Source organism: Variovorax sp. UMC13 (assembly GCF_014170375.1).
Lineage (GTDB): Bacteria > Pseudomonadota > Gammaproteobacteria > Burkholderiales > Burkholderiaceae_C > Variovorax.
Genome location: NZ_LZZW01000042.1, coordinates 26,762 through 41,710, shown reverse-complemented (window position 1 = coordinate 41,710; position 14,949 = coordinate 26,762). Strand labels below are relative to the sequence as shown.

The following is a 14,949-nucleotide window of genomic DNA, read 5'->3' as shown; positions in this document are numbered from 1 at the left end:
CGGATTGTCGGGGGCCGGACCTGCCCCCTGGGAGCGCAGACCTATTCCGCAGCGCGGCGCAATGTGTCGACGACCGGGCGGTTGAGCACTTCGCGCAGGCCCCACCAGCCGGCCGCCAGCGCCAGCACGGCACCCGCGGCCGCACCGGCCAAGGGCACCAGCGGCGACGCGGTCCAGCTGAAATCGAACACATAGCGCGCCAGGCCCCAGCCGATGGCCGAGGCGGCGATGCTGGCCAGGAAGCCCGCCAGCAGGCCCACGCCCACCAGTTCGGCGCGCTGCACCTGTCGCAGCAGGCTGGCGCGCGCGCCCACGGCGCGCATCACGGCGAACTCGCGCGCCCGCTCCTCGCGCGTGGCGGTGACGGCCGCGAACAGCACCACCAGCCCGGCCGCCAGCGTGAAGCCGAACAGGAACTCGACCGCGCGGATCACCTGGTCGAGCACCCGCTGCACCTGGCCGATGGTGGCGCTCATGTCGACGTTGGTGACGTTGGGGTAGGCCCGCACCAGCGCGTTGTCGAAGCCCCGGGTCTCGGGCGCGCGGAAGGCGCCCATGTAGGTCACGGGCACGTCGGGCAGCGAGGCCACGGTGTACATCACGAAGAAGTTGGCATGCAGCGAGCCCCAGTCCACCTTGCGCAGCGAGGTGATGCGCGCGTCGTTCTGCATGCCGCCGATGTCGAAGCGCAGCGTGTCGCCGAGCTTGAGACCGAGGGTCTCGGCCAGGCCGGCCTCCACGCTGACCTCGTCCTTGGCGCCCGGCGTCCAGGCGCCCGCGGTGATGCCGTTGTGCGGCGGCGCCTCGGCGCTGTTGCTGAGGTTGAATTCGCGGTCGACCAGTCGCTTGGCGCGGTCCTCGGTGTAGTCGTCGGGCGAGACGGCCTTGTCGTTGATCGCGACCAGCCGGCCGCGGATCATCGGGTACCAGTCGAAGTTCGACACGCCGCCGTCGCGCAGCGACTTCTGGAACGCCTCGCTCTGGTCGGGCATCACGTTGATCACGAAGCGGTTGGGCGCGTCGGGCGGTGTGGCCTTGCGCCAGCTCGCCACCAGGTCGGTGCGCAGCAGCACCAGCAGCACCAGCGCCAGCAGGCCCACCGCCAGTGCGCTGACCTGCACCACCGCATAGGCGGGCCGGGCCGAGATCTGGCGCGTGGCCAGGACCAGCCAGCGCGGTGCGGTCGATTCGTTGACGCTGCGGCGCAGCACCTTGACCGCCACCCAGCTGAGCACGGCGAACACCGCCACCGCGCCCGCGAAGCCGCCGACCGCGATCAGCCCCAGCTTGAGGTCGCTGCTGGCCGCCAGCAGCATCGCGACGAAGCCGGCCGCGCCGATGCCCAGCACCGCGAGCGAGGCCGGCTTGAGTCCGCCCACGTCGCGCCGGATCACGCGCAGCGGCGGCACCTTGGCCAGCTGCAGCACCGGCGGCAGCCCGAAGGTGAACAGCAGCACCAGGCCCATGCCCAGGCCGAAGGCCACGGGCCACAGCGTGGGCGCGGGCAGCGCGGTCTCGACCAGTCCGGCCAGCAGCAGCACGAAGGCGTAGTGCACGCCGAAGCCGATCGCCACGCCCAGCCCGCTCGCCACCAGCCCGACGATCGCGAACTCGAAGGCATAGGCGCCGGCGATGGTGCGCTGGCTCTGGCCCAGCACCCGCAGCATCGCGCAGTCGTCCAGGTGGCTGGCCGCGAAGCCGCGCGCGGCCAGCGCCACGGCCACGGCGCTCAACAGCGCGGCCAGCAGCGCCACCAGGTTGAGGAATTTCTCGGCCCGGTCCAGCGTCTGGCGCATCTCGGGCCGGCCGCTTTCCAGCGATTCGAGCCGCGCGCCGCGCAGTTCGCCCTTCTTGAGGCTGGCGTCGGTCTCGTCGCTGAAGGCCTTGACCGCGCGCTCGCTGCCGGCCACCGCGAAGCGGTAGCTGACGCGGCTGGCCGGCTGCACGAGCGCGGTGCGCGCCACATCGGCCTGGTTGAGCATCACGCGCGGCGAGAAGCTCGCGAAGCCGCCGCCGCGATCGGGCTCGAGCGTGATCACGCGGCTCACGCGCAGGCCGGCGTCGCCCAGCAGCAGCGTGTCGCCGATCTTCAGGCCCAGCGCATCGAGCAGCGGCGGGTCGACCCAGACCTCGCCCGGCGCCGGCACCTCGCGCGTGACCTGGCCCGGCGCATCGCTGGACGCCGCCACCTGCACGTTGCCGCGCAGGGGATAGCCGGCGCTCACGGCCTTGAGCGACACCAGCTTGCTCGCGCCGCCCTGCGCATCGCTGGCGCGCGCCATGGTGGGGAAGCCGTAGGTGGTCGTGGACTGGAGCCCCAGCGCCTGCGCACGCGCGATGAAGGCGGCCGGCGTGGGGTTGTCGCTGGTCAGCACCGCATCGCCGCCCAGCAGCTGGCGCGCATCGCGCTGCAGGCCGCCCTTGAGGCGGTCGGCGAAGAAGCCGACGGCGGTGAGCGCGGCCACGGCCAGCAGCACGGCGACGATCAACAGGCGCAGTTCGCCGGCACGCAGGTCGCGCCAGAGCGTGCGCCAACCGAGGCGAAGAGAAGAGTTCATGGGGCCGACGATAGCCGACGCCGGTACGGGTCCACCCTAGTAGGGTATAGATGGCCAGGGGCGATGATGTGTCGCTAAACTGAGACGCACCCTGAGACGCACCCTGAGACGCAAAGGAGCACGCCGTGATCCCTCGATGTCCCCGCAGTCCGATGACCGCCGCCGTCCTGGCGCTGGTCGCCGTCGTGGCGCTCGCCGGCTGCGACCGCAAGCCGTCTTCACCGCCCAAGCCCGCCGCTGCGATCGCCGGCGAAGGCCCGACCGCGGCATCGGGCGGCCCGCCCTCCAGCAGCTATCCCGCCGGCATCAAGGCCGCGCCCTCGGGCGACAAGGTGGCAGCAGCCGCTCCCGAGAAAGGACCGTCCGAAGGCGGCACCGCGATCGGCGGCATGGCCGACAACCAGGGTGGATCGGCCTCCGGCGGTGCTGGGCCCGCCAGCCCGACCGGCGGCGATGGCCGCCCGGCCCCCAAATGAAGAAGAGGCAGCAGGCCGCCAGAGCCTGACGCATCCGTCTGCGATTCCTGACTTCCAAGAAAAGACCACGATGAAACACAGCGCATTGCTTCAGGAGGTTCTGTCATGGACATGAGCCGCCGCCAATTCTTCCGCGTCAGCGGGGCCGGGCTGGTCGGCTCCAGCATGGTGGTGCTGGGCTTCTCGCCCACCGCCGCGCTGGCCGAGGCCCGCAACTTCAAGCTGGCCCGCACCACCGAGACGCGCAACACCTGCCCCTACTGCTCGGTGGGCTGCGGGATCATCATGTACAGCCTGGGCGACAAGGCCAAGAACGTGGTGGCCGACGTGCTGCACATCGAGGGCGACCCGGATCACCCGGTGAACCGCGGCACGCTGTGCCCCAAGGGCGCGGGCCTGCTCGACTTCGTGCACAGCCCGAACCGGCTCAAGTACCCCGAGGTGCGCGAGGCCGGCAGCAACGAGTGGAAGCGCATCAGCTGGGATTCGGCCTTCGACCGCATCGCCAAGCTGATGAAGGCCGACCGCGATGCCAACTTCCAGCGCACCAACGCCGATGGCGCGGTGGTCAACCGCTGGACGAGCACCGGCATGCTGTGCGCCTCGGCCTCCTCCAACGAAACGGGCTACATCACCCACAAGGCATTCCGCTCGCTCGGGATGCTGGTCTTCGACAACCAGGCACGCGTTTGACACGGACCGACGGTGGCCAGTCTGGCCCCGACGTTCGGCAGAGGCGCAATGACCAACCACTGGCAGGACATCCAGAACGCGGATGTCGTGCTGATCATGGGGGGCAACGCCGCGGAAGCGCATCCGTGCGGCTTCAAGTGGGTGATCGAGGCCAAGAAGCAGAACAAGGCGCGGCTGGTCGTGGTCGACCCGCGCTTCACGCGCTCGGCCGCCATGGCCGACTACTACGCACCGGTGCGCGCCGGTTCGGACATCGCCTTCCTGTCGGGGGTGCTGAACTACCTGCTGTCCAACAACAAGATCCAGACCGAGTACGTCCGGCACTACACCAACGCGACCTTCATCGTCGGGCCTGACTACAAATTCGAGGACGGCCTGTTCAGCGGCTACAACGCCGAGAAGCGCAACTACGACACCAAGTCCTGGGGCTATGCGCTCGACGAGGCCGGCATGGCCAAGGTCGACATGACGATGCAGGACCCGCAGTGCGTGCTGCAGGTCATGAAGCGCCACTACGCGCGCTACACGCCCGAGTTGGTGAGCCGCATCACGGGCACGCCGCAGGACAAGTTCCTGAAGGTCTGCGAGTACATCGCGAGCACCAGCGTGCCGGGCCGCACGATGACCGTGATGTACGCGCTGGGCTGGACGCAGCACAGCACCGGCTCGCAGATGATCCGCACCGCGGCCATCATGCAGCTGCTGCTGGGCAACATCGGCGTGCCGGGCGGCGGCATGAACGCGCTGCGCGGGCACAGCAACATCCAGGGCCTGACCGACCTGGGGCTGCTGTCGAACTCGCTGCCGGGCTACATGTCGCTGGCGCGCGATGGCGAGCAGACGCTCGAGACCTACTACAAGACCCGCGCGCTCAAGCCGCTGCGGCCCAACCAGATGAGCTACTGGCAGAACTACCCCAAGTTCTTCGTCAGCATGCAGAAGTCGTGGTGGGGCAATGCGGCCAAGGCCGAGAACGACTGGGCCTTCCACTACCTGCCCAAGATCGACAAGCTCTACGACGTGCTGCAGGCCTTCGAGCTGATGAACAAGGGCGTGATGAACGGCTACATCTGCCAGGGCTTCAACCCGGTCGGATCGTTCCCGGACAAGAAGAAGATTGTCGACGGGCTGTCCAAGCTCAAGTTCCTGGTCACCATCGACCCGCTGGTCACCGAGACCAGCGAGTTCTGGCAGAACTTCGGCGCCTTCAACGACGTCAAGACCGCCGACATCCAGACCACGGTGTTCCGCCTGCCCTCGACCTGCTTTGCCGAGGAAGAAGGCTCGCTGACCAATTCCAACCGCTGGCTGCAATGGCACTGGAAGGGCGCCGAGCCGCCGGGCGAGGCCATGCCCGACATCGAGATCGTGGCCGGCCTGTTCAGCCGCATCCGCGCCGCCTATGCGAAGGACGGTGGCGCCTTCCCGGACCCGATCGTCAACCTGACCTGGCCCTACAAGATTCCGCACGCGCCCTCCGCCCAGGAGCTGGCGATGGAATACAACGGCAAGGCCCTGACCGACCTGCTCGATCCCAAGGACCCGACCAAGGTGCTGGCCAAGGCCGGCGAACAGCTCTCGGGCTTCGGCCTGCTGCGCGACGACGGCAGCACGGCCTCGGGCTGCTGGATCTATTCCGGCGCCTGGACCCAGGCCGGCAACCAGATGGCGCGGCGCGACAACGCCGACCCCTACGGCATCGGCCAGGCGCTCAACTGGACCTGGGCCTGGCCGGCCAACCGCCGCATCCTCTACAACGCGGCCTCGGTCGACCCGACCACCGGCCAGCCCTGGATTCCCAAACGCACGCTGGTGCGCTGGGACGGCAAGGCCTGGAGCGGATCGGACATCCCCGACATCCGGCCCGACGCGAACCCGATGGAGGCCGACGCGGTGCGGCCCTTCATCATGACCGCCGAGGGCGTGGCCCGGCTGTTCGCGCCCACCGGCATGGCCGAGGGCCCGCTGCCCGAGCACTACGAGCCCTTCGAGTCGCCGCTGGTCAACAACCTGATGCACCCGAAGAGCGAGGTGGCACGCGCCAACCCCGCGGCGCGCATCTTCCAGGGCGACCTCGAACGGCTGGGCGTGCCCAAGGACTTCCCGTATGTGGCGACCAGCTACCGGCTCACCGAGCACTTCCACTACTGGACCAAGAACGTGCGCACCTCGGCCATCATCCAGCCGCAGCAGTTCGTCGAGATCGGCGAGGAGCTGGCCAAGGAGAAAGGCATCGAGAACGGCGGCTGGGTCAAGGTCAGCAGCAAGCGCGGCTTCATCAAGGCGGTGGCGCTGGTGAGCAAGCGCATCAACGCGCTGCAGGTGGACGGCCGCACGGTGCACACGGTGGGCCTGCCCAACCACTGGGGCTTCATCGGCCTGGCGAAGCCGGGCTACCTGGTGAACACGCTGACGCCCTTCGTGGGCGATGCGAACACACAGACGCCCGAGTACAAATCGTTCACGGTCAACATCGAGAAGGCATGAGATGACACACGCGCTCGATGCATTCCTCCCTCCCCCGCTGGGGGAGGGCCGGGGTGGGGGCACGACAGCCTCTGCTCTCGCGCAGTGCCTGTTCGCAGGCCGGCCCCCATCCCTGCCTTCCCCCAAAGGGGGAAGGAGCAAGACCGACGACCGGAGCCGCTGATGTCCTCCCTCCAAACCCTCGACATCGCCGCCCGCTCGGCCACCACCACGCCCTCGCCGCACGCCCGCGGGCGGCCGCAGGTGAAGGAAGTCGCCAAGCTGATCGACGTCTCGACCTGCATCGGCTGCAAGGCCTGCCAGGTCGCGTGCATGCAGTGGAACGACCTGCGCGACGAGATCGGCGACGTGGGCGGCAGCTACAACAATCCGAACGACCTCACGCCCGACTCCTGGACCGTGATGCGCTTCGCCGAAGTCGAGCCCGAGCCGGGCAAGCTCGAGTGGCTGATCCGCAAGGACGGCTGCATGCATTGCGAGGACCCAGGCTGCCTCAAGGCCTGCCCCGCGCCCGGCGCCATCGTCAAGTACAGCAACGGCATCGTCGACTTCATCAGCGAGCACTGCGTGGGCTGCGGCAACTGCGTGACCGGCTGCCCCTTCGACGTGCCGCGCATCAGCAAGACCGACAACAAGGCCTACAAGTGCTCGCTGTGCTCCGACCGCGTGGGCGTGGGCCTGGAGCCGGCCTGCGTCAAGGCCTGCCCCACGGGCGCGATCCACTTCGGCACCAAGGACGCGATGCACGAGTACGCCTCGGAACGCATCGTCGACCTGAAGGACCGCGGCTTCGCCAACGCGGGCGTCTACGACCCGGCCGGCGTGGGCGGCACGCACGTGATGTATGTGCTGCAGCATGCCGACCGCCCCGGGCTTTACAGCAACCTGCCCACCAATCCCAAGATCAGCCCGCTGGTCTCGCTGTGGAAGGGCGTGGCCAAGCCGCTCGCGGTGTTCGCGATGGTCGGTGCGGTGGTCGGCAGCTTCTTCCACTACATGAAGGTCGGCCCGATCGAGGCCAAGGAAGACAATGGCACCGATGAGCACGACGACGGCGACATCGTGGTGATCGAGGCCCCGCCCGAACACGGCGTAGTCGTCGCCCCGCTCGATGCGCCACCCGACGGCCGCCCGCGCGCCTGAACCCAAGGAGCATGCGATGACCCAGCGATACCTCCGCCGCTACCGCGACGCCACGCGCATGAACCACTGGTTCGTCGCACTGATGTTCTTCGCCGCCGCACTCTCGGGCCTGGCCTTCTTCCATCCCTCGCTGTTCTTCTTCAGCGCGCTGTTCGGCGGCGGGCCGTGGACCCGCATCCTGCACCCCTTCCTGGGCGTGGCGATGGTGCTGGGCTTCGTGTTCCTGTTCTTCACCATGTGGCGCGAGAACCTGCTGGACCGCAGCGACCGCGAATGGATCGCCAACGCGCCCAAGATGCTCGCGGGCGACAAGGCCTCGATGCCGCCCGTGGGCAAGTACAACGCCGGCCAGAAGCTGGTGTTCTGGGCCTTCGGCCTGAGCCTGCTGCTGCTGTTCGTGACCGGCTTCATGTTCTGGAGCCCCTGGTTCGTCCACTTCTTCCCGATCACGGTGCGGCGCATCGCGGTGCTGGTGCATTCGGTCTCGGCGGTGGTGCTGATCCTCTCGGTCATCACGCACATCTATGCGGCGATCTGGGTCAAGGGCACGCTACGCGCGATGACGCGGGGCACTGTCACCGAAGGATGGGCGAAACTGAACCATCCTCTCTGGCACCGCAAGATGACACGCGGTGAATAATCCCCCACGATGAACCCAGGCACCGGCAACTCCCTTCCGCGAACCCCGCGCGTTCTCAGCCCCGAGGAAATCGCCATGCAGGCCGGACGGCAGATGCCGTTCGTGCGGTTGCCGGTGCGGGCTTCGGTCTTCCACGACCGGCAGCTGCGGCTGCGCCAGCTCGCGGCCTCGCACCCGATGCGCGAGTACCTGCTGTTCGTGGCCGACCTGGCCGCGGCGCAGCACCAGGCGCTGCAGGACCATCCACCGGTCGCGGTGCCCGATGCCTCTGCCTGCGCGGCCGCGGCCAAGGCCCTGAAGCCGCCGATGCCCGCCTTCGGCTGGCCGCGCGACCCGCTGTGGCAGGCCACGCTGCGCCGCGTGCTCACGCTGTTCGCGGCCCCGCTCGCAGCAGGCCCGGTGCGGGACACCGTCGAGCGCCTGCTCGCCAGCCCCGCCGACTGGATCGACGCCCAGGCCGACCGGCTGTCGCGCCGCATCACGCTGGGCCTGGACCTCGCGACCGCGCCGCTGATCGCCGCGGGCCTGCAGGCCTACTGGACACAGCTGGCGCTGCAGACCGCCGACGTGCATGGCGAACGCGTGTTCGGCCACACCGAGCCCGGCACCGAATGCCCCTGCTGCGGCAGCCTGCCCACGGCCAGCATCACGCGCATCGGCGCCGAGGACGGCGGCTTCCGCTACCTGCACTGCTCGCTGTGCAGCACCCAGTGGCACTACGTGCGCATCAAGTGCACGCATTGCGAAAGCACCAAGGGCATCCAGTTCCAGCAGCTCACGCCCGAGCCGGGCATCGCGCTGCCGGCCACCGGTGCGCGCCCCGGCGCCGCCAAGGCCGAATGCTGCGATGCCTGCCACCACTACCTCAAGCAGGTCGCGATGGAGAAGGACCCGGAGGTCGAGCCCGTGGCCGACGACCTGGCCAGCATCACGCTCGACCTGCTGGTGGCCGATGCGGGCTACGAGCGCAGTGGCCACAACCTGATGCTGCTGTTCGGCGACCCCGATCCCGACAACGACGGCGGAGGCGGCTGATGGCCGCGCCCGAAGAGTCCGTGGTCCACGGCTCGACGGCAAGGCCCTCCGACCTGCCTTCTGTCGATCAACTGCTGCGCGGCGACGCGGCCTCCGCCCTGCTCGCCACGCACGGCCGCACGCTGGTCGTGACCGAGGCCCGCGCGCTGCTCGACGGCCTGCGCCAGCGCGCGATTGCCGGCCGGCTGCCCCTGGCCGAAGTCGATGCAACGCAACTCGCCGAGGCGCTCGCGGCGCGCGTCGATCGGCGCCTGGCCCCGCGCATGCGCGGCGTGCTCAACCTCACGGGCACGGTGATCCACACCAACCTGGGCCGCGCGGTGCTGGCCGATGCGGCACTGCAGCGGCTGTTGACGGTCATGGCTTCGCCCAACAACCTGGAGTACGACCTGCTCTCGGGCGGCCGCGGCGACCGCGATTCGCTGATCGAGGACCTGCTGTGCACGATCACCGGTGCCGAGGCCGCGACCGTGGTCAACAACAACGCGGCCGCGGTGCTGCTGACGATTGCTGCGTTGGCACGTGACCGCGAGGTCATCGTCTCGCGCGGCGAACTGGTCGAGATCGGCGGCGCCTTCCGCATGCCCGACGTGATGGCCAGCGCGGGCGCGCTCATGGTCGAGGTCGGCACCACCAACCGCACCCACCCGGCCGACTACGAGCGCGCGATCACCGAGCGCACCGGGCTGGTGATGAAGGTCCACACCAGCAACTACGCGGTGCAGGGCTTCACCGCGGCGGTCGACGAGAAGACGCTGGCCGGCATCGCGCATGCGCGCGGCGTGCCGCTGGCCACCGACCTGGGTAGCGGCTCGCTGGTCGACCTCGCGAACTACGGCCTGCCGCGCGAGCCGTTGCCGCAGGAGATGCTCGCGGCCGGCTGCGACGTCGTGACCTTCTCCGGCGACAAGCTGCTGGGCGGCCCGCAGGCCGGGCTGATCGTGGGCAGCAAGGCCGCCGTCGGCCGCATCCGCAAGTACCCGATGAAGCGCGCGCTGCGCATGAGCAAGCTGCCGCTGGCCGCGCTCGAAGCCACGCTGATGCTCTACCTGCGGCCCGAGCGCCTCGCGCAGGACCTGCCCACGCTGCGGCTGCTGACGCGGCCGGCCGAGGCGATCCGCGAACTGGCGCGCGCGCTGCAGCCGGCGGTGGCCGCGGCCGTGGCACCGCGCTTCACGGTCGAGGTGGTGGCGCTGCTGGGCCAGATCGGCTCGGGCTCGCTGCCGGTCGAACGCCTGCCCTCGGCCGGCCTCGCGCTGGCGCCCGCGGGCACGGCGAAGAAGGGCACGGGCACCGCGCTCGAGGCGCTGGCCACGGCCCTGCGCGGCCTGCCGCTGCCGGTGATCGGGCGCATCGCGGAGGACAGGCTGCTGCTGGACCTGCGCTGCCTGGAGGACAGCGGGCCGTTCGTCGATCAGTTGCCCTTGCTGCGGGAGCGGCTGTCGTGACCGGTTTCTCTCCCGCCCCCACCGGGCGAGGGCCGGGGTGGGGGCACGACGGCCTTCGACATCATGCAGCGCCCGTTGGCGCGCGGGCCCCCATCCCAACCTTCCCCCAAAGGGGGAAGGAGCAAGACAGCAGCGCCATGCGCACAGACGCGCCGGTAACCGCCTCCCCTCTTCCTCCCTCCCCCGCCGGGGGAGGGCCGGGGTGGGGGCAGGCCTTCGACACCGCGCAGCGCCCGCTGGCGCGCGGGCCCCCATCCCCACCTTCCCCCAGAGGGGGAAGGAGAAAATCCGCACCCCATGATCATCGGCACCGCTGGCCACATCGACCACGGCAAGACCACGCTGGTGCGTGCGCTCACCGGCGTCGACACCGACCGGCTGCCCGAGGAGAAGCGGCGCGGCATCTCGATCGAGCTGGGCTATGCCTACCTGCGCACGCCCGAGGGACCGTCGCTGGGCTTCGTCGACGTGCCCGGCCACGAGCGCCTGCTGCACACCATGCTGGCCGGCGCCACCGGCGTCGCGCACGCGCTGCTGGTGGTGGCGGCCGACGATGGCGTGATGCCGCAGACGCGCGAGCACCTGGCGGTGGTCGCGCTGCTGGGGCTGCGGCACGGCACGGTCGCGATCACCAAGATCGACCGCATCGACGCAAGCGAACGCGGGGCGCGCATCGCGCAGGTGCGCGCCGAGATCGAAGCCCTGCTTGCGCCCACCGCGCTCGCGGGCGCACCGGTGTTCGCGCTGTCGGCCGCCACCGACGAAGGACTCGACGCACTGCGCGCCCACCTGGTCGCCGAGGCGCGCACGGTGCACGCGCACGATGAGGCGCTGGCCTTCCGCCTGGCCGTCGACCGCGCCTTCACCTTGGCCGGCGTGGGCACCGTGGTCACCGGCTCGGTGATGGCCGGCCGCGTGCGCATCGGCGACGAACTGCGGATCGTGCCCGGCGACCGGCCGGTGCGCGTGCGCGGCATCCACGCGCAGAACGAACAGGCCGAGGCCGCGCACGCGGGCCAGCGCTGCGCGTTGGCACTGGCCGGCGTGGCCAAGGACGAGGTCCACCGCGGCCAGTGGGTCTGCGCGCCGGGCATCGCGCTCACCACCGAGCGCCTCGACGTGCAGCTCATGCTGTGGCCCGGCGAGGCGCAGGCGCTGCGCTCGGGCACGATCGTGCATGCCCACCTGGGCGCGAGCGACGTGATGGCCTCGGTCGCGCTGCTCGACCGCGACACGCTCGCGCCCGGCGACACCGCGCTGGCCCAGTTGGTGCTGCGCGAGCCCGTGGCCGCCTGGCATGGTGACCGCGGCGTGCTGCGCGACGCCTCCGCCACGCGCACCGTGGCCGGCGTGCGCGTGCTCGACCCGTACGCGCCGACGCGCTACCGGCGCACGCCCGAGCGGCTGCAGGCGCTGGCCGCATGGGCGCTGGACGAGCGCGGCAAACGCATCGGCGCATTGCTTGCGAGTGCACCGACGGGCCTGGACACCGGGCGCCTGCAACGCGCGCTCGCGCTGCAGGAGGCACCGGTGGCGCCGAGCGATGCCGTGCAGCTTCCCCCGATGCTGATCGCCGTCGAACACCTCGACGCGCTGCAGCAGCAGATCCTTGGCCGTCTCGAGGAATTCCACCAGGCCTCGCCCGAGGAGGTCGGCCCCGACCTGCGCCGCCTCAAGCGCCTGGCCGGCCCGCGCGTGGGCGACGCCTTGTGGCAGCACGCCGTCGAGACCTTGCTGACGAAGGGCACGCTCGCGCGCAGCGGCCACTGGCTGCACCTGCCCGCGCATGCGGCCGTGCTCAGCGCCGCCGAGGAACGGCTGGCCCAGAAGCTGCTGCCGCAGATGGCCGACGGCGGTTTCGATCCACCCTGGGTGCGCGACCTGGCGAAGAACAACCACGCGGCCGAACCCGTGGTGCGCCAGACGCTCGCGAGCCTGGCGCGGCGCGGCCAGGCCTACCAGGTGGTGAAGGACTTGTACTATCCGGCAGCGACCATCGAAGGCTTGGCCGCGTTGGCGCGCGACTGCATGGCCAACAACGAAGGCCTTCAGGCCGCGAGCTTTCGCGACGCCACCGGCCTGGGCCGCAAGCGCGCGATCCAGTTGCTGGAGTTTTTCGACCGCGTCGGCTACACGCGACGCGTGAAGGATGTGCACCTGCTGCGCCCCGACACCGTGCTCTTCGGCGGCACGGAGCGCAGCGAGTGACCCCATGAATGCACAACATGGGAGGGAATCGTCCCTGGTGGGGCGGCCGGGCTTCAAACCCGGTGGGTGGCGCCACGCGTCGCCGGGAGGGTTCGACTCCCTCTCCCTTCCGCCCTCGGGCCCGCGGTAACGGTTTTGTCGGCTCCGGGGGCCGCTAGGCCGAAGGCTTCTTCGGCCCCGGATCGCCCGCTGCCGACGCGTCGTCACGCAGGCGCCGCCACAGCGTGGCGCGGCTGATGCCCAGCAGCGCACAAGCCTGGCCCTGGTCGCCCTGCACCGACTGCAGCACCTCGCGCACACGTCGCAGCTCGGCCGCGCGGCGCACCCCCTTCAACAGGCCGTCGCGCACGGGCCCGGGGCGGGCCTGCGAGCACTCCGGGAACATCTCCAGCAGCCGCACGCGGTCCGGCACACCGGCCGGCGCGAGGTGGTCGTGGCAGGCCAGCAGGCGCTCGACCAGGTTCTCGAGTTCGCGCACATTGCCGGGCCAGGCGTAACCCGCGGCCAGCTCCAGCAGCGCGGCGAGCCCGGCCGCCGCCTGCCCGTCCGGCACGCCCAGGGCGGCGGCACGGCGCCATCAACGCGCTCGCCAGGCGCGCGATGTCGGTCCCGCGATCGCGCAGGGGCGGCGTCTCGATGCGCAGCACCGCGAGCCGGTAGTACAGGTCGCGCCGGAACAGGCCGCGCTCCACCTGGGTCGCCAGGTCGGCATGGGTGGCGGCGATCACGCGCAGGTCGACCGGCACCGCCGCGGTCGCGCCCAGGCGCAGCACCTCGCGCTCCTGCAGCACGCGCAGCAGCCGCGTCTGCAGCGCCAGCGGCATGTCGCCGATCTCGTCGAGGAACAGCGTGCCGGTATGGGCGGCCTCGATCAGTCCGGTCTTGCCGCCGCGCCGTGCGCCGGTGAAGGCGCCCTCCTCGTGGCCGAAGAGTTCGCTTTCGAGCAGGCTCTCGGCCAGCGCGGCGCAGTTCACCGCCAGGAAGGGCTGCGTGGCGCGCCGGCTGGCGGTGTGGATGCCCTGGGCCACCAGCTCCTTGCCGGTGCCGCTCTCGCCCGTGATCAGCACCGTGGCATCGCTGGCGGCGCACCGGGCCGCCAGTTCGCGCACGCGCCGCGCGGCGATGCCCTCGCCGGCGAAGGCCTCGATCCGGTACCGCGCGGGCGCGCCCCGCTGCCGCTGGTTGGCGCGCAGGTGGCGGTCGGCGCGCTGGATGACGGCCGGGTCGCGGCACACCAGCAAGGCGCCGGTGACCTCGCCACCTTCGACGATCGGCGCGCGCCGGACCACCAGTGTGCGCATGCCGATCTGCAGCACCTCCTCGGCCGGGGCGTCCTGCATCCGCAGGGTGGCCCCGAGGTCGAGCACCGGCTCCACGTCGCCCAGCACGCGGCCGACCAGCGCGGCCACCGAGCCGCCCAGCAGCTCCGCCATGACCGGGTTCAGGGCCTCGATGCGCTGGCGCAGGTCCACCGCGACCACGCCGTCCTGCAGCTGGCCGAGGATGGTGCCCAGCCGCTCGTGGCGCGCGCGCTCGGCGCGCCCCAGGCGGGCCATGTGCACGGCGTCCTGCAGCGCCTGGCGCACCGCGTCGTCGGAATACATCAGCACGCTGGCGATGCCCGCCTGCTCGGCCAGGTCGGCCACCAGCCCGGGGGCCACCACGGCCTGGACGCCGGCCGCGCGCAGCGCCTCGACGCAGGCGGGTGCATCGTCCGGGCCGCGGTAGCTGAACTGCGCGATGCCCATGCCGAACAGGGTGTCCAGCTGCGCCAGGTGCTCGGACGGGCCGTCGAAGGACACCAGTCCCACGCGCGTCGAGAGGGCGCGCGCCGCGGCCAGCGCGCGCATCAGGTCGAAGCCTCGCACCTCCACGATCGCCACCGGCAGGTCCAGGTGCTGGCGCAGCCATTCGCCGCTGGCGCCCGCCGCCACCACCGCATCGATGGGCGCGCGGGCGTGCAGGGCCCGCACGGCGGCCACGGCGTCGTCGAAGGCATGGCCGACGAAGGAGACCTCGGCCTGGGCCGCGACCTCCGGCGCCAGCCGCTCGAGCACGCGGCCCAGCCGATGGCGCGCCACGGCCACGATATGGAGCTGGCGGCGCGGCACGGCGGGAACATCCGGCAAGGCAGGGGTCGGCGAATTCATCTCGTCAAGTATCCACGTTTCAGAAATGAAACCATCTTGAAATACAGCGCCAACACCAAGCACCCTCGCAGCGCATGAATGCCTTGCAGATCAAGCACTTGCAGCATTCGG

At 70.7% G+C, this 14,949-nt stretch carries 8 protein-coding genes, 1 tRNA gene and 1 pseudogene; 8 read left to right on the top strand and 2 right to left on the bottom strand.

Annotation, left to right across the window (positions count from 1 at the left end):
- Nucleotides 1-41: 41 nt before the first annotated feature.
- Nucleotides 42-2,558: an ABC transporter permease gene (locus tag A9977_RS33525; RefSeq protein ID WP_183029219.1), complete on the bottom strand. Its 2,517-nt coding sequence runs from the start codon at nt 2,556-2,558 to the stop codon at nt 42-44.
- A 152-nt stretch (nt 2,559-2,710) separates the two neighbouring features.
- Between A9977_RS33525 and A9977_RS33520 the strand changes: the two genes are divergently transcribed.
- The 8 genes from A9977_RS33520 to A9977_RS33485 all read left to right on the top strand — a co-directional run bounded on the left by A9977_RS33520 (nt 2,711) and on the right by A9977_RS33485 (nt 12,800).
- Entirely contained in the window at nt 2,711-3,034 is a 324-nt protein-coding gene (locus tag A9977_RS33520; protein ID WP_183029218.1) for a hypothetical protein, read from the top strand.
- A 105-nt stretch (nt 3,035-3,139) separates the two neighbouring features.
- The gene (gene fdnG, locus A9977_RS33515; RefSeq protein WP_183029216.1) at nt 3,140-6,214 is read left to right on the top strand and encodes a formate dehydrogenase-N subunit alpha; all 3,075 of its coding nucleotides are present in this window, start codon (nt 3,140-3,142) and stop codon (nt 6,212-6,214) included.
- 162 nt (nt 6,215-6,376) lie between these two features.
- Nucleotides 6,377-7,357: a formate dehydrogenase subunit beta gene (fdxH, locus tag A9977_RS33510; protein WP_183029214.1), complete on the top strand. Its 981-nt coding sequence runs from the start codon at nt 6,377-6,379 to the stop codon at nt 7,355-7,357.
- Between the two features lie 16 nt (nt 7,358-7,373).
- On the top strand, nt 7,374-7,997 hold the full coding sequence (locus A9977_RS33505) for a formate dehydrogenase subunit gamma (protein WP_183029212.1): 624 nt from the start codon (nt 7,374-7,376) through the stop codon (nt 7,995-7,997).
- A gap of 9 nt (nt 7,998-8,006) precedes the next feature.
- The gene (gene fdhE / locus A9977_RS33500) at nt 8,007-9,032 is read left to right on the top strand and encodes a formate dehydrogenase accessory protein FdhE (RefSeq protein ID WP_259652261.1); all 1,026 of its coding nucleotides are present in this window, start codon (nt 8,007-8,009) and stop codon (nt 9,030-9,032) included.
- Nucleotides 9,032-10,480, top strand: coding sequence for an L-seryl-tRNA(Sec) selenium transferase (gene selA, locus A9977_RS33495; protein ID WP_183029209.1), 1,449 nt, complete (start codon nt 9,032-9,034; stop codon nt 10,478-10,480). Before fdhE ends, selA begins: the two co-directional genes overlap by 1 nt.
- Nucleotides 10,481-10,777: 297 nt before the next feature.
- Nucleotides 10,778-12,688 carry a selenocysteine-specific translation elongation factor gene (gene selB / locus A9977_RS33490; RefSeq protein WP_183029207.1) on the top strand — a complete coding sequence of 637 codons (1,911 nt, stop codon included), beginning with the start codon at nt 10,778-10,780 and terminating at the stop codon, nt 12,686-12,688.
- A 19-nt stretch (nt 12,689-12,707) separates the two neighbouring features.
- Nucleotides 12,708-12,800 (top strand) — tRNA-Sec (locus A9977_RS33485).
- A gap of 42 nt (nt 12,801-12,842) precedes the next feature.
- Here A9977_RS33485 and prpR read toward each other — a convergent pair.
- Nucleotides 12,843-14,838, bottom strand: a pseudogene (gene prpR, locus A9977_RS33480) (propionate catabolism operon regulatory protein PrpR).
- Nucleotides 14,839-14,949: the final 111 nt, after the last annotated feature.